This window comes from Paraburkholderia phenazinium (assembly GCF_900142845.1).
Taxonomy (GTDB): domain Bacteria; phylum Pseudomonadota; class Gammaproteobacteria; order Burkholderiales; family Burkholderiaceae; genus Paraburkholderia; species Paraburkholderia phenazinium_A.
In genome coordinates, this window is the sequence record NZ_FSRU01000002.1 from 1,488,827 (window position 1) to 1,513,375 (window position 24,549).

The 24,549-nt window shown below is 64.6% G+C and carries 23 protein-coding genes; 5 read left to right on the forward strand and 18 right to left on the reverse strand.

Annotation, left to right across the window (positions count from 1 at the left end; all coding sequences use genetic code 11):
* Positions 1–29: 29 nt before the first annotated feature.
* The 9 genes from kdsA to BUS12_RS23760 all read right to left on the reverse strand — a co-directional run bounded on the left by kdsA (position 30) and on the right by BUS12_RS23760 (position 10,400).
* Positions 30–884 (reverse strand): 3-deoxy-8-phosphooctulonate synthase, encoded by an 855-nt coding sequence (gene kdsA / locus BUS12_RS23720; protein ID WP_074299846.1) that lies wholly within the window; start codon positions 882–884, stop codon positions 30–32.
* Positions 881–2,542 (reverse strand): CTP synthase, encoded by a 1,662-nt coding sequence (locus BUS12_RS23725; protein WP_074299848.1) that lies wholly within the window; start codon positions 2,540–2,542, stop codon positions 881–883. Before BUS12_RS23725 ends, kdsA begins: the two co-directional genes overlap by 4 nt.
* Positions 2,543–2,949: 407 nt before the next feature.
* A complete protein-coding gene (locus BUS12_RS23730) occupies positions 2,950–3,753 on the reverse strand; it encodes an alpha/beta fold hydrolase (RefSeq protein ID WP_074299850.1) in 804 nt (267 codons plus the stop codon).
* Between the two features lie 66 nt (positions 3,754–3,819).
* Positions 3,820–6,591 carry a ComEC/Rec2 family competence protein gene (locus BUS12_RS23735; RefSeq protein ID WP_074299852.1) on the reverse strand — a complete coding sequence of 924 codons (2,772 nt, stop codon included), beginning with the start codon at positions 6,589–6,591 and terminating at the stop codon, positions 3,820–3,822.
* Positions 6,592–6,721: 130 nt separating this feature from the next.
* Positions 6,722–7,510: a TatD family hydrolase gene (locus tag BUS12_RS23740; protein ID WP_074299854.1), complete on the reverse strand. Its 789-nt coding sequence runs from the start codon at positions 7,508–7,510 to the stop codon at positions 6,722–6,724.
* A gap of 26 nt (positions 7,511–7,536) precedes the next feature.
* Positions 7,537–8,277, reverse strand: coding sequence for a lipoprotein-releasing ABC transporter ATP-binding protein LolD (lolD, locus tag BUS12_RS23745; RefSeq protein WP_074299856.1), 741 nt, complete (start codon positions 8,275–8,277; stop codon positions 7,537–7,539).
* Positions 8,270–9,526 carry a lipoprotein-releasing ABC transporter permease subunit gene (locus BUS12_RS23750; RefSeq protein WP_074299858.1) on the reverse strand — a complete coding sequence of 419 codons (1,257 nt, stop codon included), beginning with the start codon at positions 9,524–9,526 and terminating at the stop codon, positions 8,270–8,272. Before BUS12_RS23750 ends, lolD begins: the two co-directional genes overlap by 8 nt.
* Positions 9,527–9,797: 271 nt before the next feature.
* The gene (locus tag BUS12_RS23755; RefSeq protein ID WP_074299861.1) at positions 9,798–10,097 is read right to left on the reverse strand and encodes an addiction module antidote protein; all 300 of its coding nucleotides are present in this window, start codon (positions 10,095–10,097) and stop codon (positions 9,798–9,800) included.
* A gap of 3 nt (positions 10,098–10,100) precedes the next feature.
* Positions 10,101–10,400: a type II toxin-antitoxin system RelE/ParE family toxin gene (locus tag BUS12_RS23760; RefSeq protein ID WP_074301669.1), complete on the reverse strand. Its 300-nt coding sequence runs from the start codon at positions 10,398–10,400 to the stop codon at positions 10,101–10,103.
* A gap of 324 nt (positions 10,401–10,724) precedes the next feature.
* Between BUS12_RS23760 and BUS12_RS23765 the strand changes: the two genes are divergently transcribed.
* The 5 genes from BUS12_RS23765 to BUS12_RS23785 all read left to right on the forward strand — a co-directional run bounded on the left by BUS12_RS23765 (position 10,725) and on the right by BUS12_RS23785 (position 17,697).
* Positions 10,725–11,882, forward strand: coding sequence for a regulator (locus tag BUS12_RS23765; protein WP_074299862.1), 1,158 nt, complete (start codon positions 10,725–10,727; stop codon positions 11,880–11,882).
* Positions 11,883–11,957: 75 nt separating this feature from the next.
* Positions 11,958–13,664 carry a single-stranded-DNA-specific exonuclease RecJ gene (gene recJ / locus BUS12_RS23770; RefSeq protein WP_074299864.1) on the forward strand — a complete coding sequence of 569 codons (1,707 nt, stop codon included), beginning with the start codon at positions 11,958–11,960 and terminating at the stop codon, positions 13,662–13,664.
* Between the two features lie 149 nt (positions 13,665–13,813).
* Positions 13,814–14,918, forward strand: a protein-coding gene (gene prfB / locus BUS12_RS23775; protein WP_143788440.1) for a peptide chain release factor 2 whose coding sequence is annotated in 2 segments (ribosomal slippage) — positions 13,814–13,894 and positions 13,896–14,918 — 1,104 coding nt in all. Because the reading frame shifts where the segments join, the coding sequence is not laid out codon by codon here.
* 140 nt (positions 14,919–15,058) lie between these two features.
* On the forward strand, positions 15,059–16,585 hold the full coding sequence (gene lysS, locus BUS12_RS23780; protein WP_074299866.1) for a lysine--tRNA ligase: 1,527 nt from the start codon (positions 15,059–15,061) through the stop codon (positions 16,583–16,585).
* A gap of 368 nt (positions 16,586–16,953) precedes the next feature.
* The gene (locus BUS12_RS23785; RefSeq protein WP_074299868.1) at positions 16,954–17,697 is read left to right on the forward strand and encodes an outer membrane lipoprotein; all 744 of its coding nucleotides are present in this window, start codon (positions 16,954–16,956) and stop codon (positions 17,695–17,697) included.
* A gap of 192 nt (positions 17,698–17,889) precedes the next feature.
* Here the strand turns inward: BUS12_RS23785 and iscX are convergent, their stop codons facing one another.
* From iscX to BUS12_RS23830, 9 genes are all read right to left on the reverse strand, one after another.
* Complete coding sequence (gene iscX / locus BUS12_RS23790; RefSeq protein ID WP_074299870.1) at positions 17,890–18,087, reverse strand: Fe-S cluster assembly protein IscX; 198 nt, start codon at positions 18,085–18,087, stop codon at positions 17,890–17,892.
* Between the two features lie 15 nt (positions 18,088–18,102).
* A complete protein-coding gene (gene fdx, locus BUS12_RS23795; RefSeq protein ID WP_074299872.1) occupies positions 18,103–18,444 on the reverse strand; it encodes an ISC system 2Fe-2S type ferredoxin in 342 nt (113 codons plus the stop codon).
* Between the two features lie 182 nt (positions 18,445–18,626).
* Positions 18,627–20,489: a Fe-S protein assembly chaperone HscA gene (gene hscA / locus BUS12_RS23800; protein WP_074299874.1), complete on the reverse strand. Its 1,863-nt coding sequence runs from the start codon at positions 20,487–20,489 to the stop codon at positions 18,627–18,629.
* Positions 20,490–20,576: 87 nt separating this feature from the next.
* A complete protein-coding gene (hscB, locus tag BUS12_RS23805) occupies positions 20,577–21,104 on the reverse strand; it encodes a Fe-S protein assembly co-chaperone HscB (RefSeq protein ID WP_074299876.1) in 528 nt (175 codons plus the stop codon).
* A 113-nt stretch (positions 21,105–21,217) separates the two neighbouring features.
* Positions 21,218–21,541, reverse strand: a complete 324-nt coding sequence (gene iscA / locus BUS12_RS23810; protein WP_074299878.1) for an iron-sulfur cluster assembly protein IscA — start codon at positions 21,539–21,541, stop codon at positions 21,218–21,220.
* A gap of 19 nt (positions 21,542–21,560) precedes the next feature.
* Positions 21,561–21,977 carry a Fe-S cluster assembly scaffold IscU gene (gene iscU, locus BUS12_RS23815; protein WP_074299881.1) on the reverse strand — a complete coding sequence of 139 codons (417 nt, stop codon included), beginning with the start codon at positions 21,975–21,977 and terminating at the stop codon, positions 21,561–21,563.
* Between the two features lie 74 nt (positions 21,978–22,051).
* A complete protein-coding gene (locus BUS12_RS23820) occupies positions 22,052–23,275 on the reverse strand; it encodes an IscS subfamily cysteine desulfurase (RefSeq protein WP_074299884.1) in 1,224 nt (407 codons plus the stop codon).
* A gap of 64 nt (positions 23,276–23,339) precedes the next feature.
* Positions 23,340–23,870, reverse strand: a complete 531-nt coding sequence (gene iscR / locus BUS12_RS23825) for a Fe-S cluster assembly transcriptional regulator IscR (RefSeq protein WP_074299886.1) — start codon at positions 23,868–23,870, stop codon at positions 23,340–23,342.
* 182 nt (positions 23,871–24,052) lie between these two features.
* Positions 24,053–24,547: a low molecular weight protein-tyrosine-phosphatase gene (locus BUS12_RS23830; RefSeq protein ID WP_074299888.1), complete on the reverse strand. Its 495-nt coding sequence runs from the start codon at positions 24,545–24,547 to the stop codon at positions 24,053–24,055.
* Positions 24,548–24,549: the final 2 nt, after the last annotated feature.

Genomic DNA, 24,549 nt, shown 5'->3' on the forward strand with positions numbered 1-24,549 from the left:
TAGGGGTCGACACCGCGCGCGGACCTGCATCAGTTGAAATCGCTTTCGAGGAACGGCGTGCGCTTCACGGCCTGATCGAGCGTCAGCAAGGTCTCGAGCAGATCGGCCATGCGATGTAGCGGCACGGCGTTCGGACCGTCCGACATGGCCTTCGCCGGATTCGGATGGGTTTCCATGAAAAGCCCGGCGACGCCGACCGCCACTGCGGCACGCGCCAGCACCGGCACGAACTCGCGCTGACCGCCCGAGCTGGTGCCCTGCCCGCCCGGCAACTGCACCGAGTGGGTGGCGTCGAACACGACCGGCGCGTGGGTTTCGCGCATGATCGCAAGCGAGCGCATATCCGACACCAGGTTGTTATACCCGAACGACACGCCGCGCTCGCAAGCCATGAAGCGGTCTTCCGACAGACCGGCTTCACGTGCGGCGTCACGCGCCTTGTCGATCACGTTCTTCATGTCGTGCGGCGCGAGAAACTGGCCCTTCTTGATGTTGACCGGTTTGCCCGAACGCGCGCAGGCGTGAATGAAGTCCGTCTGGCGGCACAGGAACGCCGGCGTCTGCAGCACGTCGACCACCGAGGCGACCTGCTCGATCTCGTGTTCCGCATGCACGTCGGTCAGCACCGGCAGGCCGAGCTGACGCTTCACTTCCGACAGGATGCGCAGGCCCTCGTCCATGCCCAGACCGCGGAACGACTTGCCGCTGCTGCGATTGGCCTTGTCGTACGACGATTTGTAGATGAACGGGATGTTCAGCTTCGCGCAGATTTCCTTCAGCCGGCCGGCCGTGTCGATCGTCATCTGTTCGGATTCGACGACACAGGTGCCCGCGATCAGGAAAAACGGCTTGTCCAGTCCGATTTCGAAATCGCCCAGTTTCATGCTTTCTCCTCGACGAGCGACTGCTGGTGCGCCAGCGCCGCTTCGACGAACGATTTGAACAGCGGATGCCCATCGCGCGGCGTGGACGTGAATTCCGGGTGGAACTGCACACCGACAAACCACGGGTGCATGCTGCGCGGCAATTCCATCATTTCCGGCAGATCTTCGCTCGGAGTACGGGCGCTGATGATAAGGCCGCCGCCTTCGAGCTGGGGCACGAAGCGGTTATTGACTTCATAACGGTGACGGTGACGTTCGTTCACGTCCTTGCCGTAGATCTCTTCGGCCATCGTGCCGGGCTTGATCGGGCAGCGTTGCGAGCCGAGGCGCATCGTGCCGCCGAGGTCCGACTCTTCGGTGCGCTTTTCGACGCGGCCGTCACGGTCATACCATTCGGTGATCAGCGCGACCACGCGGTTCGGCGTGCCCGGATCGAACTCAGTGCTGTTCGCGTCCTTCAGGCCGACCACGTCGCGCGCGAATTCGATCACCGCCAGTTGCATGCCGAGGCAGATGCCGAGGTACGGCACCTTGGCTTCACGCGCATAGCGGATGGCTGCAATCTTGCCTTCGGTACCGCGCCGGCCGAAGCCGCCCGGCACCAGCACGGCGTCCAGATGCTTGAGGCTCTCGACGCCTTGCGTTTCGATCTCTTCCGAGTCGATGTATTCGATGTTGACCTTGGTCGACGTGTGGATCGACGCATGGCGCAGCGCTTCGATCAGCGACTTGTACGACTCCGTCAGGTCCACATACTTGCCGACCATGCCGATCGTGACTTCGTGCTTCGGCTGTTCGAGCTTCTCGACCATGGCCGACCACATGGACAGGTCAGCGGGCTTCGGCGTGAGCTTGAGCTCGTCGCAGACGATCGCGTCCATGCCCTGGTCGTGCAGCATTTGCGGAATCTTGTAGATGCTGTCCGCGTCCCACACGGAGATCACCGCGTCTTCCGGCACGTTGGAGAACATGGAGATCTTCGCGCGCTCGTCGTCCGGGATGGGACGGTCGGCACGGCACAGCAGCACGTGCGGCGAGATACCGATTTCGCGCAGTTTCTGCACGCTATGCTGGGTAGGCTTGGTCTTCAGCTCGCCGGCCGTCGCGACCCACGGCACCAGCGTCAGGTGCACGAAGCACGCGCTGTTGCGGCCGAGGCGCAGGCTCATCTGACGCGCGGCTTCGAGGAACGGCAGCGATTCGATATCGCCCACCGTACCGCCGACTTCAACGATGGCGACATCCGGCTCGCCGCACGTCGCAGACGCTGCGCCGCGCTCGATGAAAGCCTGGATTTCGTTCGTGATGTGCGGGATCACCTGGACGGTCTTGCCCAGATAGTCGCCGCGGCGCTCCTTGCGGATCACCGATTCGTAAATCTGGCCCGTGGTGAAGTTATTGGCCTTGCGCATCTTCGTGCTGATGAAGCGCTCATAGTGGCCGAGGTCGAGGTCAGTCTCCGCCCCATCTTCCGTCACGAACACTTCGCCGTGTTGAAACGGACTCATCGTGCCGGGGTCGACATTGATGTAGGGATCGAGCTTGAGGAGGGTGACTTTCAGACCGCGCGATTCGAGGATCGCGGCGAGGGAAGCGGCGGCAATACCCTTGCCGAGGGAAGATACTACGCCGCCGGTGACGAAAACATATTTGGTCATCGCTGGATGCTCGCGGGAAAAACGGATTATACCGTAAAGCAGGGTACCAACCCAGCAAAATGCGCGGCGTCCGCACCGATCCTGCACCGTTTTATGCGCCGCCTGCTCCTGCCTGACGACTCGCGTGCTGCTCGTGCGCTGCTCGCTTGCTGCTCATGGATTGCCCATCCTGCTTCGGCGCGGCATGCATGAATCCATTCGCGCATGTTACCGCCGGTTTCGCGCCATGTGCAGCTTCACACCGTATTTAACACATGGCCGTGACGGGCCTGCGTATCGGTCTCCCGATGGGGCGGCTCGCGCCACCCTCCCCGTCGATTCACGCGCTCGCCGTCGTTGAGAGAGCGGCGGCGTTGGACCCCGCGCGTCTTGAGAGGGCAGCGGCCTCGGAACCGGCCCGGCTCACCTCAGGCGCGCCGCTCCAGTTCACGCAACATGCGCTGCACGGCCCGCGCCGTTTCCAGCGGCTTTTCCATGGGATACAGATGACTGCCCTCGATCCACTCGAGGTGACCGCCGGTTGCACGGCGCGTGGCGTCCAGTCCGGCCTGACGGATTTCCTTCGAATGCGTCCCGGCGATGAACCCGACCGGCACCGGCGCGCCGCGGGCGAGCCGCGAGCCGAGCGTGTGCGGCAAGGTCTTGTAGATCCGGTACTCGGTGCGGCGATCGAACGCGAGCGTGCGCGTGCCGTCCGGCGAACTCTGCGGAATGCCGAAGTCGATATAGTCGGACAGCATCCGCTCGTCCCAGCGTGCAAAGGCGGCCTTCGAATGAAAGTGCCGCCAGGCTTCGTCGCGGCTCGCCCACTGGGTGCGCCGCGCGCGCGTGGCGGCCGCCGGCGAGAGGCGCTCGTCGAGCCCGGTCCATTGCGACACGCGCAGCATGCTGCTGCGCCAGCCGGCGATCACCGGCGAATCGAGCATCACGACACCCTTCACCCACTGCGGTTTCTTCAGCGCGGCCATCAGCGACAGATAACCACCCAGCGAATGGCCGACCAGCCACACCGGCTGCTCATAGGAACGGCTGATGTCGTCGAGCAACTGTTCGACCAGATGCGGCCAGTCCTGCGTCACCGGAAAGCGTGTGTCGTGGCCGATGCGCTCGATGAAACGCACGTCGTAGTCGTCGGCGAGCTCGGCGAAGATGGTCCGGTAGGTCGACGCGGGAAAACCGTTCGCGTGCGAGAAATGGATGATGTTTTTCAAGTGCTGCTGTCTCCGTTCCTGATTCTGTGAGCCTGGGGGCACGGCCGGCTGCGGCGCATGCGGCTTTCATCGATCCATCCAGTACCGGCGATGCGCGCTGCGATAGCGTTCGAGCCAGAGCGTCGCGCGCGGCGCCGGGCCGCCCTGCGCGGGCGGGTCCTGGGCGGAGTCGCTGCCGGCCAGGATCTGCACCGCGCCGTCCTCGTCGCTGCGCGTCAGTTCGATATGCCGCGCCAGATAGCGCTCGAAGACGCCCGGGTTGGGATGGTGAAAACGGTTGCGATAGCCTACCTGAAATACCGCGACCAGCGGCTCGATAGAGTCGAGGAACGGCTCGGTCGAGGAGGTCTTGCTGCCGTGATGCGGCACGAGGAGGATCTGCGCGGACAAGGCTGCACGGTCGCGCGCGAGCAGGATGCGCTCGACCGGGGCTTCGATATCCGCGGCCAGCAGGGCGGCGAGATGAGGCGTGGGGACGGCGTTGTCCGCGCTGGCTGCCGTGTTGGCCGTGTTGGCTGCGGACATCGCGGGGCCACTGGTAGCAAGCGCACCCGCGGTACTGACGCGCAACACGCAGCAATGCGCATTCGGCTTGCCCTCCAACGGCCCCGGATCCGGCCAGAGCATGCTGAACTCGACGCCATCCCACTGCCAGTGCTGACCCGCCGCGCAGCGCACGGTATCGGCGCCAACCGCGCGCGCCTTGTCCCACAGCCCATTCGAAGGCGCGAGCCCAGCCAGCAACTGACGCACCTCAACACCTTCGAGTACGGCCGGCGCGCCGCCCGAGTGATCGGAATCGGCGTGGCTGATCACCATCGTGTCCAACGTGTACACACCGTTGGCCTGCAGGTACGGCACGACGACCCGCTCGCCCGCATGCGTCGATTCCGGTCCGGGCCCGGCATCGAATAGCAACGCGTGATGCTCGGTTTCCACGAGGATCGACGAGCCCTGGCCGATGTCGAGCGCAGTCAGCCTGAACGCACCGGGCGGCGGACCGGGCGGAGGCGGCAACAGGAGCGGCAACCAGGTCAGCGGTGCCGCCCAGCGCAACGGCCAGCCGCGCGGCGCGAGGCACCACGCGACGCCGATTGCGGCCGCGGCCAGCGCCCAGCCGTTTGGCTGCGGCACACGCCAGAGCGCCCAACTGACGCCCGAGAGCGTCTGCAGACCGGCGGCCAGCAGTTCGAGCAGTGCGTGAGCGGCGTGAAATGCGTAGGCATCGAACGGCATGGGCAAAGCGACCCCCGCCAGTACGGCGGGCGTCACGAAGAGACTCACCCAGGGAATCGCAAACGCGTTGGCGAGCGGCCCAATCAGGGGAATCTGCGAGAACCAGTAAACGGTCAGCGGTGCCAGCGCGACGGTCACCGCGAACTGCACCTGTGCGGCACTGCGCAAGCGTGCCGCAAACGCCCGGGCGCGAACGCGCAATGCGGCGAGCATGCGCGCGGCGAAGCGCCGAAAGGGCACGCGGCTTGATAGCGTAGTCGGAAGCGCGCTCAGGGGTCCGCTCACCTCCGCGCCAGGGTGTGCAATGGAGTCTACGTTGGGTTGTGCCGTCACTTGCGCGCAGGCAGGTGCATTGAAGCGAGCGCCTGAGTCCGCGCCCGTACCGCCGTGCGCCTCCAACCCAGCCTCAGCATCCTGCTCGTCATGCCCTTCATCATCCCGCACACGCGGCCGCCCCGACATCGCATACACGATCGCCGCCACCGCGCAAAACGACAGCCAGAACCCCGCCGACACCACCGCCCACGGATCGAGCAACAGCACCAGACCCAACGCCCAGCCCAGCACCCACGACGGCGCCACGCTACGCCCGCTGACAAACGCCAGCGCCACGGCACCCGCCATCCACAGCGCGCGCTGCGCCGGCACATTGAACCCGGCGAGCGCGGCGTGCATCGCAGCAAACAGCACCCCCGCACACACCGCGACCTTCTGCGCCGGGATCTTCAGCGGCCAGTTGCGCCCCACGAAACAGGAGCGACGCCACAGCGCGCCGGCGAGCCATCCGGCGAGTCCCGCGACGAAGCCGATATGCAGCCCGGAGATCGCCACCAGATGACTCGTGCCGGTGGCGCGCATCAGCGTCCAGTCGGCGGCACTGACTTCGTCCTGCGCGCCGACCGCCAGCGCCACCACGATGCCGCGATGCGGCGCGTCGGCCAGTACGGTGTCAATGCGCGCACGCAGCGCGGCACGCCAACGGTCCACGCCGACACCCCACCCGTGTGCGAATCCGGCGAGCCTTCGTGCCGTCTCCGGCTGGCTCACGTAACCCATGGCGCGGACATTGCGCGCCAGCAGGCCCGCTTCGGCATCGCGCACGCCGTAATTCGCGTTGCCATGAGGACGCTTGAGCCGCACCGTCAGCCGCCAGCGCGCGCCAGGTTCCAGCACCGGCGGCGGAGGGCCTTGTTCGTCGATCCACGACAGTTGGATCGTGCGGGGAAAATGCGCAATCGGCGCAGCGGCAGAGTCGACGTCGAACAGGAAACGTACGCCCTTGTCGTCGCGATTCGGCAGACCATGAACGGCGCCCTGAACTTCGATGTCACGACCTTCCCACGCACCCGGCAAGCTCACCGCAAGACGCAGTTCGGCGCGCCACGCCGCATAGCCGAAACCGGCGCAAGCGGCAGCTACCCAAACCGCGCACCAACCGCTGCGCATCCGCCAGCGCACTCGACCACGCATTGCCCAAACGGCCCACACAAACGCGGTGCTCATCACAAGCAACAGCACCAGCCACCCACGCCACTCAGGCAACGCCGCTTGCTGCTGCAAAGCGATCACGCCTAACGCAAACCCACCCCACACTGCCCGCATTCGCCCTCCACCTGCTGACCGTCAACTGCCAAACCGCCACAGCCGGGCGTCACCATCAGACTCAGGTCAGAAAGCTATTTCGGACGAACTGCCGGGCGCGGGTTCCGCCCGGCGTGAACCACTGGAGAGATTATGCAGACGAAAGCGCGAGCCGCGGCAGCGCGGCGTGAGCGTTAGCCGTTGTGCCTATGGCAAGCTCATCTACACCGATGCCGCGCAGTTGCGCGAGCCCCGCGCCGATGGCGGGAATCTGGTCCGGCGTATTGCGTTGGCGGTATAGCCAGGAGGGGGAAATATCGGGGGCGTCGGTTTCGACGACGAGGGCATCGAGCGGCAATTGCGCCGCGAGACGCCGGATCTGCAACGCACGCTCGAAGGTCAGGTTGCCGCCGAAGCCAAGGTGCATGCCCTGATCGATAAACGCCTGCGCCTGCTGAAAGCTACCGTTGAACGCATGGGCGATGCCGCCATGCACGCGATGCTTGCGCAGTCCCTTGAGCACCTGATCCTGCGACTTGCGCACATGGCAAATCACCGGCAGAGCGAATTCGTGCGCGAGCTTCAGTTGCTCGTTGTAGAAGAATTGCTGGCGCGCATCGTCGAGGCCCGGCACGAAGTAATCGAGGCCAATCTCGCCGAGACCGACAAACAGCGGATCGTCGAGACTTGCTTCGATCTCCATGCGCAACACGTCAAGATCCGCGTCCTGCGCGCCCGGCGTAAACAGCGGATGAATCCCGAGCGCATAGGCGCCGCCTGCCACGCGATGCGCCAGTTCGCGCACCGTCGCGAAGTTCTCGCGCGCCACGCCCGGAATGACGATACGCCCCACCCCGGACTCGCGGGCAGCCGCGGCCACCGCGTCGCGATCCGCGTCAAATTCCGACGCGTCGAGGTGGCAGTGCGTATCGATCCACATGCTCGCGGCCCCGCGGTGAAAAAGCGTTACGCGGGCACCGGCGGCTCTTCGTGCAGCACGCCGTCGCGCAGACGCATGATGCGGTCGCAGCGCGCCGCCAGATCCGGATCGTGAGTGACGATCACGAAACTGGTGTCGAAGGTTTGCGACAGTTCGAGCATCAGGTTGAACACGGTGTCGGCGGTGCCGCCGTCGAGGTTGCCGGTGGGCTCGTCGGCCAGCACGCAGGCCGGATTGGTAACCAGCGCCCGCGCAATCGCCACGCGCTGGCGCTCGCCGCCCGACAGTTCGCCGGGACGGTGTTTCGCGCGCTGCGAGAGGCCCACCCGCTCGAGCGTCTGCAGCGCGATGCGGCGTGCTTCCTCGGTCGGCATGCGGCGGATGCGCAGCGGCATCGCGACGTTGTCGAGCGCGGTGAACTCCGCGAGCAAATGGTGGAACTGATAGACGAAACCAAGCGAGCGATTGCGCAGGTCGTTGCGCTCGCGCTCCGAGAGTTTCGTGAACGGCTTGCCGAGTACCGACACCTCGCCGGTGCTCGGATCGTCGAGGCCGCCCAGCACATGCAGCAAGGTGCTCTTGCCCGAACCCGACGCGCCGACGATCGCCAGCTTCTCGCCGCGCCGCACCGACAGTTGCGTGTTGTTCAGCACCTGCACGTTCAGGCCGCCCTGCACGAACGACTTGGAGATGCCGGTGGCTTCGAGGACGTACGGATGCAACGCGCTGTCTGAGGACATAGGGTGAGGAATCGAACGGTCATTCATAGCGCAGCGCCTCCGCAGGACGGACCTTGGCACCACGCCAGCTCGGATACAGCGTGGCCAGCGCGGCCAGCACGAAAGCGATCACGCCGATCCGGGCCACGTCGCCCGGTACCAGCTCCGACGGCAGCTCGCTGATGAAGTACACCGACGGCGGCAGGAACTGCACGCCGAGCAGATGCTCGATCATCGGCACGAGCCATGGAATGCTCCACGCAATCAGGCAGCCCAGCGCCACCCCCGTGGCCGTGCCGATAAAGCCGATCGTCACGCCCTGCACGACGAAGATCTTCATGATCGAGCCCGGCTGCGCGCCGAGCGTGCGCAGAATGGCGATGTCCGCCTGCTTGTTGGTCACCGTCATCACCAGCGACGACACCAGATTGAACGCCGCCACCGCGATGATCAGCGTCAGGATAATGAACATCATGCGCTTCTCAATCTGCACGGCCGAGAACCAGGTCTTGTTCTGCTGGGTCCAGTCGCGGATATAGAGGTCGCCCGAGAGGGTGCGCGCCAACTGGTGCGCGACCTCCGGCGCGCGCTGCATGTCTTTCAGGCGCAAGCGCACGCCGGTCGGCGCGGGCACGCGGAACAGCACCTGCGCATCCTGAATGTTGATCAGCGCGAGCGTGCTGTCGTATTCGTAATGCCCCGACTCGAAGATGCCCACCACCGTGAACTGCTTGAGACGCGGCAGCATGCCTGCGGGCGTGATGGTGCCTTCGGGCGCCACCAGCGTGATCTTGTCGCCGATCATCACGCCCAGATTGGCCGCCAGATCGGTGCCGAGCACGATGCCGAAATCGCCCGCCTTCAGGTCCGACAGCTTGCCGCCGCCTTTCATTTCCTTGTAGATATCGGAGACCTGCGGTTCGAGCGTGGGATCGACGCCGCGCAGCGCCACGCCGCTCACCGAGTCCTGACGCGTGAGCAACGCCTGCGCGTCGACATACGGCGCCGCGCCGATCACTTCCTTGTTCTGACGCGCTTCCTTGGCCGTCAGTTGCCAGTCCGGCATGGAGCCGGTCGGCGAAAAGATTTCGACGTGCGCAAGCACTGACAACATGCGGTCGCGCACCTCTTTCTGGAAGCCGTTCATCACCGACAGCACGACGATCAGCGCCGCGACGCCGAGCGCGATGCCCGACATCGAAACGAGCGCGATGAACGAAATAAAGCCGTTACCGGTCGTGCGTTTGCCGGCGCGGGTGTAGCGCCAGCCAATCTGCCATTCGTAGGGAAATTTCAAGCGAATCCTTTTCTGCGTTCTTCGGCCTCTTGCTGCGGGCTAGTCGCGGCTTTGGGCTTTGCCATGGCGCTGCCGTTGCCTGCGGCGGCGCACGACGGCGGCAATCCCGCGCCCCATGCGGCCCGAGGGTTGTGACCGTTGGTGTCGGATCGGAGCGGATGGTTCCGGCGGGGTATCTGCCGCCGCTTCATCTGCTGCCAGTCATCTGCCGCTGATCAAGCGCGAAGTTTGCCATACAACGGGTAGAGCCTTCGCGAACCGGTTCCGGCGCTTACGCGTGCGCCGGGCTGGCGTGCAGTTCGAGACCCAGCGCCCGGATCACCTTGATGATCGTTGCGAAACTCGGGTTGCCGTCTTCGGAAAGCGCCTTGTAGAGCCCCTCGCGAGAGATTCCGGTGTCACGGGCGAGCTTCGCCATGCCGCGCGCGCGGGCAATCACTCCAAGCGCATGCGCGAGATAGGCCGGGTCGTCACCCCCTTCCAGCAGGCAGGCTTCGAAATATTCGGCCATGTCCGCCTCGGTCTTCAGGTGTTCGGCCGAATCCCACAGGCGGGTTTTGATCTTTTCCATCAGTTACTCCATATCGAGATTACCGAGCATCTTGTGCGCGGTCCTGATATCCGCCGCCTGGGTCGACTTGTCGCCGCCACACAGCAAAATCGCCAGCATCACCCCACGCTGCACGTAATAGACGCGATAGCCGGGTCCATGGTCAATGCGCATTTCACTAATGGGTACGCCGACGCAACGGGCATCCCCCAGATTGCCCAAGGCCAGCCGGTCGATGCGCGCCTGTATCCGGCGCTTCGCGAGCCGGTCACGAAGGCTGCGGAACCAGTTGTCGAAAACCTCAGATGTTCGGATAGTCAGTATTGGCAAGTGTAATCCATGGTTCACATATCATCAACCATGATTCACGGCCAACGATCGGTTAAGGGTCTGCCTGCGCAACAGTCCTCATTCGCATCCGGACGATGCGCGGTGAGGCGGTGCGTTGGAGGCGCGCAGTGGTAACTCCCGAGATTCGGGAATCCAATTTACCGTCGAAGCCGGAGCGCATGAAGTCGTCCAATCGGCCGATGTGCGACCCCGGACAAAGCTGCTAACCCGGTACCGTCCAGTCGATCCCCGGCCGCGGGCCCTTTCCTCTCGGCGTCCTGCGTCAGGAATCGAAACGCCGGCATCGTTTGCCATACAATGCGCAGCATCATGCACGCCAACCGTCTTCACCTTCTCCTGCCCTTCGCGCTGCCCGCCGCAGCCGATGCCTCCACCGCGCTGTACAACATCCAGAGCCCCGCCCTCGACAAGCTGCTTGCCCGGGCCACGCTGGTCGAGCGGGTGATCGGCGAGGACTTCCAGCGCACGCTGCCGCACGAACGCTGGGTGGCCCGCCGGTTCGGCACGGTCGCGAGCGGCGCGGGAGCCGCGGACGAGGCGCCGCTCGCGCCCTACATGCTGCGCGCCGACGGCGGCGAGCCCGGCACGTCGACCTGGGCCTGCGTGCAACCGGTGCACGTGCGCATCGCGCACGATCATCTGGTGCTGATCGACCCGGCGTCGCTCGCACTGACCGACGCCGAAGCCAGCACGCTGCTCGACGTGGCCCGGCCGCTGATCGAAGAACTGGGCGTGCGCATCGAGGCGCCGAAACCTACCCGCTGGTATCTCGCGAGCGACGCCTTCGGCACGCTCGCCGGCGCTTCGCCGCTGCGCGCCAGCGGCCGCAACATCGAAATCTGGCTGCCGCACGAGGCCCACACGGGCGAACGCTCGCGGGCGTGGATGAAGCTGCAGAACGAAGTGCAGATGGCGTGGTTCGAGCATCCGGTGAACGAGGCGCGCGAAGCGCGCGGGCTGCCCTCGGTCAACTCCATCTGGTTTCACGCGCAAGGCGCGGCGCAGCCGGTGACCAGCCCGTTTGCGCGCGTCCTGTCGGATGCGGCCGCCACGCGTGGCCTTGCGCTGACAGCAGGGGTCGAGACCGGGGCGCCGCCGGCTTCGTTTGCGGCCCTCGCTGCGGCTGCGAACGGCGCGACTGATGCGACTGGTGCGGGCCGCGACGCAGGTAGCCGTGCCCATGGCAGCAACGGCGCCGCAGCCACCACGCTGGTCGAGCTCGATCCGTTTTCCGCCCCCTACATCGAGCAGGACTGGGGCCGCTGGAACGAGGCATTCGCCGCACTCGAGACCGAGTGGTTCGCCCCCGCGCTCGCCGCCTTGCAGGCGGGACAACTCGGCGAACTGGGCCTCACGCTGTGCGGCGATACCGGCTCGGTGACGCTCACCATCACGCGCGGCGATCTGCGCAAATTCTGGCGGCGTCGCGTGCTTGCGTCGCTCTTTATCGAATGATGGCGCGATGATCCAGCGAATCATCCCGCCCATCACCCCGCGAATATTTCATCGCATGTTTTCCGGCCTTTCCGCATGACTCGAATCGTTACACGCGCCTGCTCTCCCGTCGACGCCGAAGTATTGACCCGCCACGGCCTGCATCCGGTGCTGGCCCGTCTGTATGCGTCGCGCGGCGTGTGCCAGCCGGATGAAATCGAAACCGGCCTCGCGCGGCTCGTGCCGCCCGCGGGTCTCAAGGGCTGCGAAGAGGCGGCCGCGCTGCTCGCCGATGCAATTCAGGGCAAGCGCCGCATGCTGGTGGTGGCCGACTACGACTGCGACGGCGCCACGGCATGCGCCGTCGCCGTACGCGGCCTGCGGATGTTCGGTGGACACATCGAATATCTGGTGCCGAACCGCTTCGAATACGGCTATGGCCTCACGCCCGAGATCGTCGCGCTGGCCGCGCGTAGCGCCTCAGGCAAGCCGGATCTGCTGATCACGGTGGACAACGGCATCGCCAGCGTCGACGGCGTCGAAGCGGCCAACGCGCTCGGCATCGACGTGCTCGTCACGGACCATCACCTGCCGGGCGACGAACTGCCCGCCGCCCGCGCGATCGTCAATCCGAACCAGCCGGGCTGCACCTTCCCGAGCAAGTGCATCGCCGGAGTCGGCGTGATGTTCTACGTGCTGCTCGCGCTGCGCGCCGAGCTGCGCAAGCGCGGCGCGTTCAACGACGCGCTCCCCGAACCGCGTCTGGACGGCCTGCTCGATCTGGTCGCGCTGGGCACCGTGGCGGACGTCGTCAAGCTCGACGGCAACAATCGCGTGCTGGTCGCCCAGGGTCTGCAACGCATCCGCAAAGGCAAGATGCAGCCGGGCATCGCCGCGCTCTTTCGCGCCGCCGCCCGCGATGCCCGCAACGCCTCCGGCTTCGACCTCGGCTTTGCGCTCGGTCCCCGTCTGAACGCGGCGGGGCGGCTCTCGGACATGTCGCTCGGGATCGAATGCCTGACCACCGACGACATCGGTCGCGCGTGGGAACTCGGGCAGCAGCTCGACGCGATCAACCGCGAGCGGCGCGAGATCGAAGCCGGCATGCAGCAGCAGGCGCTCGAAGATCTGTCGACGGTCGATCCGGCCGACTCCGCGACCATCGTGCTCTTCAACCCGGGTTGGCATCAGGGCGTGATCGGCATTGTCGCGGGACGGCTCAAGGAAAAATTCCACCGGCCCGCGTTCACCTTCGCGCCGGCTGATGAGACCGGCGTGCTCGTCAAAGGCTCGGGCCGCTCGATCGCGGGTTTCCATCTGCGCGATGCGCTCGACCTGATCTCGAAACGCGAACCCGGCATGATCGTCAAGTTCGGCGGCCACGCCATGGCCGCGGGCATGACGCTCGCCGCGGCGGACGTGCCGCGTTTCACGGCGGCCTTCGAAGCGGTCGGCCGCGAGTGGCTTTCCGCTGACGCACTGGCGCGCGTCGTCGAAACCGACGGCGATCTCGAAGAGGCCTATTTCACGCCGCAATTTGTCGAGATGCTCGACGCCGCGGTCTGGGGCCAAGGTTTTCCGGCGCCGGTGTTCTCGGGCGAATTCGAAGTCGCCTCGCAGGCGCTCGTGAAGGACAAGCATCTGAAGCTGCAACTGCTGCGCGGCAGGCAGCGTTTCAACGCCATCTGGTTCAATCACACTGACTCGCTGCCCGCCCGCACCACCATCGCTTACCGGCTCGCAAGCGATACGTGGAACGGCGTCTCGCGCGTGCAGCTGATCGTCGAGCATGCGGTGAGCTAGGGGCGGTTCGCCGCCAGCCGGAACCGCCAAAACCACCCCAAATCCCCCGCAAAACCGCCCCAAAACCCGCCGGAAACGTGCATTAGCCTCCGGCGGGCAGCCTCGATCGGCTATAATTTCCCCTTTTTACGAAGCCACAAAAGATCGACATGGAAGCGGAACGTCTCAACGCGATCGAAGCCTCTCTGGCCGACCTGCGCCGTCGCGCGGGCGAGCTACGGGGGTATCTTTGACTACGACGACAAAGCACTGCGTCTAATCGAAGTCAACCGGGAACTCGAAGACCCGAACGTCTGGAACGACTCGAAGCATGCCCAGGCCCTCGGCCGGGAAAAGAAGCTGCTCGACGACGTCGTCGGCAAACTCACCTCGCTCGACAACGACCTGCGCGACGCGCAGGACCTGTTCGGCATGGCGCGCGAAGAAGCCGACGAGGAAACCCTCCTCGCCTGCGAAAGCGACGCAGCCGGCCTGGAGTCGCGCGTGGGCGATATGGAATTCCGCCGCATGTTCTCGAACGCCGCGGACCCGAACAACGCGTTCCTCGACATCCAGGCAGGCGCCGGCGGCACCGAAGCGTGCGACTGGGCCTCGATGCTGCTGCGCCAGTACCTGCGCTACTGCGAGCGCAAGGGCTTCAAGACCGAAGTGCTGGAACAGACCGACGGCGACGTCGCCGGCATCAAGAACGCCACCATCAAGATCGAAGGCGAATACGCCTATGGCTTCCTGCGTACCGAAACCGGCGTGCACCGCCTCGTGCGCAAGTCGCCGTTCGACTCGTCGGGCGGTCGCCATACGTCGTTCTCGTCGGTGTTCGTGTACCCGGAAATCGACGACTCGATCGAAGTGGACATCAACCCGGCCGATCTGCGCATCGACACGTACCGCGCGTCCGGCGCGGGCGGTCAGCACATCAACAAGACCGACTCCGCGGTGCGGATTACGCACATGCCGTCGGGCATCGTCGTGCAGTGCCAGAACGACCGTTCGCAGCACCGCAACCGCGCCGAAGCCATGGCCATGCTGAAATCGCGCCTGTACGAAGCGGAAATCCGCAAACGTCAGGCCGAGCAGGACAAGCTCGAAGCCGGCAAGACCGATGTGGGCTGGGGTCACCAGATCCGTTCGTACGTGCTGGACAACAGCCGCATCAAGGATCTGCGTACCAACGTCGAAATCAGCAATACCAAGAGCGTGCTCGATGGCGACCTCGACCCGTTCATCAGCGCCAGCCTGAAACAGGGCATCTAAAGGCGACGCAACCTAGCGCATCCGGCGCGACGAACTTTGCCGCGCCGCATCTTTTGACCGCCTGTTGCAGTCCGATTTACGGCCGGCAGGCAACCTCGTGCGGCCCACCCACACGCAGGCTACTCGAATACCGACCCATCATGACCGAACCGATCCAGACGAACGCCGCGCCCGAGGGGGACGAAAACAAGATCATCGCCGAGCGCCGCGAAAAGCTGCGCGAGCTGCGTGAACACGGCGTCGCTTACCCGAACGATTTCCGCCCCACGCATCACGCCGAAGATCTGCAGGTGCAATACGCCGAGACCGACAAGGAAGCACTCGAAGCGAATCCGCTCGAAGTCGCCGTGGCCGGCCGCATGATGTTGAAGCGCGTGATGGGCAAGGCAAGTTTCGCCACCGTGCGCGACGGTTCGGGTCAGATCCAGTTCTTCATCACACCGGCCGACGTCGGCCAGGAAACCTACGACGCGTTCAAGAAGTGGGACATGGGCGACATCGTCGCCGCGCGCGGCGTGCTGTTCCGTACCAACAAGGGCGAGCTGTCGGTGCGTTGTACCGAACTGCGCCTGCTGTCGAAGTCGCTGCGTCCGCTGCCGGACAAGTTCCACGGCCTCGCCGACCAGGAAATGAAGTACCGTCAGCGTTATGTCGACCTCATCGTCACGCCGGAAACGCGCAAGACTTTCGTGGCGCGCACCAGGGCGATGTCGTCGATCCGCAAGTTCATGGCCGAAGCCGACTTCATGGAAGTCGAAACGCCGATGCTGCACCCGATCCCGGGCGGCGCGGCGGCCAAGCCCTTCGTCACGCATCACAACGCGCTCGACATGCAGATGTTCCTGCGCATCGCACCGGAGCTGTACCTCAAGCGTCTGGTGGTAGGCGGCTTCGAGCGCGTGTTCGAGATCAACCGGAATTTCCGTAACGAGGGCGTCTCGGTGCGCCACAATCCGGAATTCACGATGATCGAGTTCTACGCCGCGTACACCGATTACCAGTGGCTGATGGACTTCACCGAACAACTGATCCGTCAGGCCGCCATCGACGCGCTCGGCACGGCGACGATCAGCTATCAGGGCCGCGAGCTGGATCTGGCGAAGCCGTTCCATCGCCTGACGATCACCCAGGCCATCCAGAAGTACGCCCCGCACTACACCGACGCGCAACTGGCCGACGCCGCATTCCTGCGCCCTGAACTGAAGAAGTTCGGCGTCGATGCCTCGCAGCCGCAGTTCCTGAACGCCGGCGTCGGCGCGCTGCAACTGGCGCTCTTCGAAGAGACGGCCGAATCGCAGCTGTGGGAGCCCACCTACATCATCGACTACCCGGTCGAAGTATCGCCGTTGGCGCGCGCGTCGGACACCATGGCGGGCATCACCGAGCGTTTCGAGCTGTTCATCACCGGCCGCGAAATCGCCAACGGTTTCTCGGAGCTGAACGATCCGGAAGACCAGGCCGCGCGTTTCAAGAAGCAGGTGGACCAGAAGGACGCCGGCGACGAAGAAGCCATGTTCTACGACTCCGACTACATCCGCGCGCTGGAGTACGGCATGCCGCCGGCCGGCGGTTGCGGCATCGGTATCGACCGTCTGATCATGCTGCTGACCGACAGCCCGAGCATCCGCGACGTGATCCTGTTCCCGCATCTGCGCCGCGAAGACTGAGCGCGCTGATCGATCGTAGTGGCCGCAGTGGTACTGGTACACAACGGCTCGACGAGTAAGACCCAACGCCCGGCACATCCTGCCGGGCGTTTTGCATTTCGAGGGCCGCGCTACGGCCTGATGGTCCCGGCGACCTTGATGGTTTGTAACTATCGGTAAAAGCTGCGTGATGCGTTCCGACTCGCGGCGCCGCACCCTCCCCGCCTTCTCCTGAGGAATCAAGCTTTGCCCCCGCTCTGCGGCTGTCTGCGCCCCACACAGCCGCACGCCGGACGCAGATTTGGTTACAACTTGAAACCTTGGCCCGGACGAACTGTCGGACACTGTGTCTCAATAAAAGTCGACTCTGCTTGAGACGGAGGTCCAACATGAACAACCCAAACACCACGCAAACACGTCGTATCCATCCGCTTGTCGCGACCGCGGCCGGCGCAGTCATCATCGCCAGCCTCGCTGCCACGGCGGCCGTAACGGGCCTGTTCCCGAAGGCGTCGAGCAGCGGCGCGCAAAACGATCAGACCCAGGCGGCCCAGGTCTCCGCGCAGGCCGCTTCGCAACCAGTGGTCGATTCGTCGCAGCCGGCCAATCCGGCGACCTACGCGCAGCAGCAACAGGCTCAGCCGCAACAGCCGGCACAGACCGAAGCCCAGGCCGCGCCGGCCCCGGCGCCAGTACCTGCGCCGAACCAACAGCAGTACGCTGCGCAACCGCAGGTACAACCAGCGCCGCAACCGGCACCAGGCCAATACGCGCAACAACCGGCACCGCAGCCGGCCTATTGCGCTAGCTGCGGCACGGTCGTCGCGATCTCGGAAGTGCGTCAGGAAGGTCACGGCACCGGTATCGGCGCGGTAGGCGGCGCCGTGGTCGGCGGTCTGGTGGGCAACCAGTTCGGCGGCGGCGTAGGCCGTGGCGCGATGACGGTGCTGGGCGCAGTCGGCGGCGGCTTCGCCGGCAACTCGGTGGAAAAACATATCCGCAGCACGACCGCTTACTCGGTCCACGTACGCATGGAAAGCGGCAAGAACCGCTACTTCACATACCACGAAGCGCCGCCGTTCCAGCAAGGCGAGCGCGTGCATCTCGAGAACGGTACGCTCGCCGCGGGTTAAGCGACGACGGACGAGCCGCGCTAACGGACTGGCCGGCCACGCGCCGCTACAGCCAGCCGGGGACACATGGACCGCCGGCAACAGGCGGCCCTCGTTCCTGCTCCTCCTCGCCGCAAACGCAAAAAGGCGATTCCAATGGAATCGCCTTTTTGTTTGTTCAAGCCGGACAAGCCGCAGCCGGCTCAACTCCGCTCAATAATCCGCGTCCTCGATCCATGCCGCCTGGATCGCTTCGAGGATCTTCTCGTTCGAACGGTTCGGATCGTCGTCGAAGCCTTCTAGCTCCGTCACCCAGCGGTGCAGGTCGGTGAACCGTATCTGCTGCGGGTCCACTTCCGGGTGCTTGTCGGTGAGGGCCATCGCGATGTCTTGCGTGTCGGTCCACTTCATGGCTGCGCGCTCCTGTTAGTGATTTTCCTTCGCGTGGTTGATCGAGTAACGCGGGATTTCAACAACGAGATCCTGGTCGGCCGGCACCATGGCCTGGCACGACAGACGCGACTCGGGTTCGAGACCCCACGCCTTGTCGAGCAGATCGTCTTCGTCCTCTTCCGACGGCGTGAGCGCATTGAAGCCCTCACGCACGACGACGTGACAGGTCGTGCACGCACACGACTTCTCGCAAGCGTGCTCGATTTCAATGCCGTGTTCCAGCAGATTGTCGCAGATGCTCTTGCCCGGTACAGCATCGATCACCGCGCCTTCCGGGCACAGTTCGACGTGGGGCAGCACAACGATTTGAGGCATACGATTTCCGTTTGGTCTGGGGCACGGACGCCGGCGAACTGGCTCCGCACCATTTTACTGGTGACGCGTGCTTTTTTGACACGCGTCACGTGATTCGTCGAGAGGCAAGCGGGGCTGGCGGAGACCGCTCGCCGCATCGTGCGCGGGGCCGCCGGCTCCGACTGGCACCCGCTAACGTTCGTTCAGATGTCGTCGAGCTTGCGGCCCGCCAGCGCGCGGCGAATGCCCTTGTTCATGCGGCGGGCAGCGAACTCGTCGGTGCCTTCGGCCACCGTCTTCGTCGCCGCTTCGATCGCGTCGACGTCGTCGCTTTGCGCCACGTTGCGCAAGGCGGTGAGCAGAGCGTCGAGTTCGGCCCGTTCAGCCTCGTCGAGCAATTCGGCATCCGCTGCCAGCGCCGCGTCCGTCGCTTCGATCAGGCGCTGCGCTTCCACCTGCGCCTCGCGCAACGCGCGGGCGCGCATGTCGACTTCGGCGGTGTTGAAGCTGTCTTCGAGCATCTTCGCGATGTCGTCGTCGGCGAGACCGTACGACGGCTTCACGACCACCGACGCCTCCACGCCCGAATGCTGCTCGCGCGCGAACACGGACAGCAGGCCGTCCGCATCGACCTGGTAGGTCACACGAATGCGGGCCGCGCCGGCTGCCATCGGCGGAATGCCGCGCAGCTCGAAACGCGCGAGCGAGCGGCAGTCCGACACCAGCTCACGTTCGCCCTGCACGACGTGAATCGCCATCGCGGTCTGGCCGTCCTTGAAGGTGGTGAAATCCTGCGCACGCGCGACCGGAATCGTCGAATTGCGCGGGATGATCTTCTCGGTCAGGCCACCCATCGTCTCAACGCCAAGCGACAGCGGGATGACGTCGAGCAGCAGCCAGTCGGCGCCGCGGTTGCCGGCCAGCAGATCCGCCTGGATCGCCGCGCCGAGCGCGACCACCTGGTCGGGGTTCAGATTGGTCAAAGGCGGCTGGCCGAAGAACGCCTCCACCGCGCGGCGGATCACCGGCATGCGGGTCGCGCCGCCCACCAGCACCACACCCTTGATTTCTTTGGTCGTGACCTTGGCGTCGCGCAGCGCTTTCCTGGTCGGCCCAAGCGTGCGCTGCACCAGCGCCTGCGTGACGGCCTCGAAAGCGGCCTCGTCGATCGTCAGATCGAGCTGGGTGCCGTTCGAGAGCGTCGCCCGCAAGCTTGCCAGGGGCGCGTCCGACAACGCCTCCTTGGCCACGCGTACGCTGTCCAGCAGCATCCGCACGTCTTCGGCGGCGAGCGTCTGCGGCGCGATGCCGGCCTGCTCGAGCACATGACGGTACAGCGCGTGATCGAAATCGTCGCCGCCGAGGGCGGAATCGCCGCCCGCCGCGAGGACTTCGAAGACGCCCTTGGTGAGCTTGAGGATCGACAGGTCGAAGGTGCCGCCGCCGAGGTCATAGACGGCGTAGAGGCCTTCGGAACCGTTGTCGAGGCCGTAGGCGATGGCCGCCGCGGTCGGCTCGTTGAGCAGGCGCAGGACGTTCAGGCCGGCCAGCCGCGCAGCGTCCTTGGTGGCCTGGCGCTGCGCTTCGTCGAAATAGGCCGGCACGGTGATCACGGCGCCCACCAGGTCGTCGCCGAGCGAGTCTTCCGCGAGTTGACGCAGCGTCGCCAGAATTTCCGCCGAGACTTCGACGGGGCTCTTCACGCCGTCGACGGTACGGATCTGCACCATGCCCGGTGCGTCGACGAAATCGTAGGGTGCGTTTTCGGCTCCTTCCACTTCCGCCTTGCCGCGCCCCATGAAACGCTTGACCGAGACGATCGTGTTACGCGGATCGCTCGCCGCTTCCGCCTTGGCGGTGCGGCCAATGCGGCGGCCGCCCTTCTCCAGATAGCGGACCACCGACGGCAGCAGCACATGGCCGTCCGCGTCGGGCAACACTTCGGGCATGCCGCTGCGCACCGCTGCGACGAGGGAGTTGGTCGTGCCGAGATCGATACCGACCGCGAGACGCCGCTGATGCGGCGCAGGCGCCATGCCGGGTTCGGAGATTTGCAGTAAAGCCATCTGAGATCTTCTTCGCGGAGCGTTGTGCCCCGTCCTGAATGGTTCGCGTTGCTGGGTTGCTCGGGCCGTGCGCGCGACGATCGCGCGTCAGGTGTCGAGCCGTTCGATCTGCGTGCCGATTTCCGCCGCGACCCGCTCGATAAACATCAACTGCCGCACTGCCTCGCCTGCGCCCTGATTCGCCCCGCTATCGAGCAAGGCGCCGAGTTTCGTGAAACGCACCCGCTCCTCGTCGCGCAGTTCGGCGAGCAAGGCATCGAGCGCGTCGACGTTCTTCGCCGCCGCGGCGTCTTCAATGCCTTCGCGCCACTCCATCTGCTGCATCAGGAACGCCGGCTCCATGGCCGTGTTGTTCTCGGCGCCGACATCGATGCCGCGCAGCGACAGCAGATACGTGGCGCGCTTTAGCGGATCGCGCAGGGTCTGGTACGCCTCGTTGGTGCGCGTCGCCCATTGCATCGCGATCCGTTTTTGCGCTTCGCCGGCTGCGGCGAAGCGGTCGGGATGCACCTGCGACTGCACCGTGCGATACGCATGGTCGAGCGCGTTGGCGTCGAGCGTGTATTGCTCCGGCAGGTCGAACAGGGCGAAGTGGCTATCGTTCAGCGAGGCCATCGAATCAGATGTGGTCCGTTCAAAGCGCGCACGTGGCGTGCAAAACAAGGGGGCAACAAATTAAAAAGGCGGCACGCGCCGCCTTTTTTCCGCTTCACGCGGACTCGTTCCGCTCAGACGCGGAACGATTCGCCGCAGCCGCACTCGTCCTTCACGTTCGGGTTGTTGAACTTGAAGCCTTCGTTCAGCCCTTCGCGTGCGAAGTCGAGTTCCGTGCCGTCGATATAGGCGAGGCTCTTCGGGTCGACAATGATCTTCACGCCATTGCAGTCGAATACCTGATCTTCCGGCGCGAGTTCATCCACGTATTCGAGCTTGTAGGCCAAACCCGAGCATCCGGTCGTGCGCACGCCGAGCCGCAGCCCGACACCTTTGCCGCGTCGGACCAGATACTTCTGGACGTGCTGTGCTGCCTTTTCGGTCAACGTAATTGCCATAGCGTTTCTCGTTGCGGCCTTAAGCAGCCTGCTGCTTTTCGCCCGCTTCTGCGGTTTCGCCGTGACGCTGCTTGTAATCGGCAACCGCGGCCTTGATCGCGTCTTCCGCGAGGATCGAGCAGTGGATCTTGACCGGCGGCAGCGCGAGTTCTTCGGCGATCTGCGTGTTCTTGATCGACATGGCCTGATCGAGCGTCTTGCCCTTCACCCATTCGGTGACGAGCGAGCTCGAGGCGATCGCCGAGCCGCAGCCGTACGTCTTGAACTTCGCGTCTTCGATGATGCCGTCCGCACCTACGCGGATCTGCAGCTTCATCACGTCGCCGCAAGCCGGCGCGCCGACCATGCCGGTACCCACTGCATCGTCGTCCTTGGCGAAGGAACCCACGTTGCGCGGATTTTCGTAGTGGTCCAGAACCTTGTCGCTATAAGCCATGATTACACTCCTTGATTCGTTTCAACCTGCATTCGGTGCGATGTTTCGCCCAGCGGGTACAGCCATGCGGCAACTTAGTGCGCAGCCCACTGGATCGTCGAAATATCGATCCCGTCCTTATACATTTCCCACAGCGGCGACAGATCGCGCAGCTTCGAAATCTTGGTCTTCAGCAGGTTGATGACGTAATCGACGTCCTGCTCCGTCGTAAAGCGACCCACCGTGAAGCGGATCGAGCTATGCGCCAGTTCGTCGTTGCGGCCAAGCGCGCGCAGCACGTACGACGGTTCCAGCGACGCCGAGGTGCATGCCGAACCCGACGACACGGCCACATCCTTCACGGCCATGATCAGCGATTCGCCTTCGACGAAATTGAAGCTGATGTTCAGATTGTGCGGCACACGCTTTTCCATGTCGCCGTTCACATAGGTTTCTTCCATGTCCTGCAGGCCGCGCAGCAGACGGTCGCGCAGCATGCGAATGCGCTCGTTTTCCGTGGCCATTTCTTCACGGGCGATACGAAACGCTTCGCCCATGCCGACGATCTGGTGCGTAGCCAGCGTGCCCGAACGCATGCCGCGCTCGTGACCGCCGCCGTGCATCTGCGCTTCGATACGGATACGCGGCTTGCGGCGCACGTACAGCGCGCCGATGCCCTTCGGACCATACGTCTTGTGGGCCGAGAACGACATCAGGTCGACCTTCAGCTTTTGCAGGTCGATCGCGATCTTGCCGGTGGCCTGAGCGGCGTCGACGTGGAAAATGATGCCTTTTTCACGGGTGATCTCACCGATTGCCTCGATGTCCTGGATCACCCCGATCTCGTTGTTCACCGACATCACCGAAACCAGAATCGTGTCCGGACGCAGCGCGGCCTTGAACACCTCGAGATCGATCAGGCCGTCGTCCTTGACATCCAGATACGTGACTTCGAAGCCTTCGCGCTCGAGCTCGCGGCAGGTGTCGAGCACGGCCTTGTGCTCGGTCTTCACCGTGATGATGTGCTTGCCCTTGCTCTTGTAGAAGTGCGCGGCGCCCTTGATGGCCAGGTTGTCCGACTCCGTGGCGCCCGAGGTCCAGATGATTTCACGCGGATCGGCATTCACCAGCGCAGCGACGTTTTCGCGCGCTTCTTCGACCGCACGTTCCGCATCCCAGCCATACGAGTGGCTGCGCGATGCCGGGTTGCCGAACTGCTCGCGCAGGTACGGAATCATCTTGTCCACCACGCGCGGGTCGACCGGGGTCGTGGCGCTGTAGTCCATGTAAATGGGCAGGTGGGGAATGTCGTTATTCATGAATCGCTCCGGGGACATCATTGCTCTGGCTTTTGGGTTCTGAGTTCGCTGGCTTCGCGGCGCTCTATGACCCGGCCATGTTGAAAACGGAATTCGGTCCGCGCGGCGCGACGCGGGCGGGTTCGACCGCCGGCGCCTCGCTGCGGCGGTCGCGCAGCACGGCCGGCGCGCCTTCGCGCGAGCGTTGCTGATCGACCAGATCTTTCAGGGAGACCGAATCCAGGTACTCGACCATTTTCTGGTTCAGCGTGGACCACAGTTCGTGCGTCATGCAATGGCCGTCGTGCTGCTTGGTGCCTTCGCAGGTGCCCTTGCCGCCGCATTGGGTGGCGTCGAGCGGCTCGTCGACGGCAATGATGATGTCCGCGACGGTCACGTCTTCTGCGCGGCGAGCCAGATTGTAGCCACCACCGGGCCCGCGCACGGACTCGACGATCTCATGGCGACGCAGCTTGCCAAACAGCTGCTCGAGGTAGGACAGGGAAATGTGCTGGCGCTGGCTGATACCCGCAAGCGTCACCGGGCCCTGCTCCTGGCGCAGTGCCAGGTCAATCATCGCCGTGACGGCGAAACGGCCTTTTGTGGTGAGTCTCATGATGTTGGGGATCGCAATTCTCGACAAGTTTGGTCAAGTATAAATACATGAGCAAATTAGTCAAGTATCCCTACCGGGATTTGGGTCATTTGCTTAATAGACGCGGCATGAAACGACGCGTGCGGAAGCCCTTGGGGCGTATGCCGTTTGTTGCTCAGTGCGCCGCTCAGTTCGCCGCGCATTCAGGCCAACTGCGGGTGCAGCGCGGCGATCAGTCCCCGGCAAGCGGCCTCGCACTGGTCAAGCACCTGTTCGAAGCCTGCCGCGCCGCCGAAATACGGATCGGCCACTTCCCGTTCGCCCGCCCAGCGGCCATCGGTTGACGGCACGAATTCCATCAGCAGACGAATCTTGTCGCGCTGCGCCGGCGGGCAGATCCGCTGCAAGGCGGCGACATTGGCGTCGTCCATTGCGATCAGCAGATCGAAGCGCTCGAAGTCCGGCGCGCCAATCTGGCGGCCGCGCAGCCCCGACAGATCGTAGCCGCGCTGGGCCGCCGCGTGCTGCGCGCGCTCGTCGGGCGCCGCCCCGATGTGCCAGTTGCCGGTGCCGGCCGAATCGATGCTGATGCGCTCCGCCAGCTTCGCCTCGCCGATCTGATGCCGCATCACCCCTTCCGCGGTCGGGGAACGGCAGATGTTCCCGAGACAGACAAAGCAGATGGCGATGGTTTTCATCA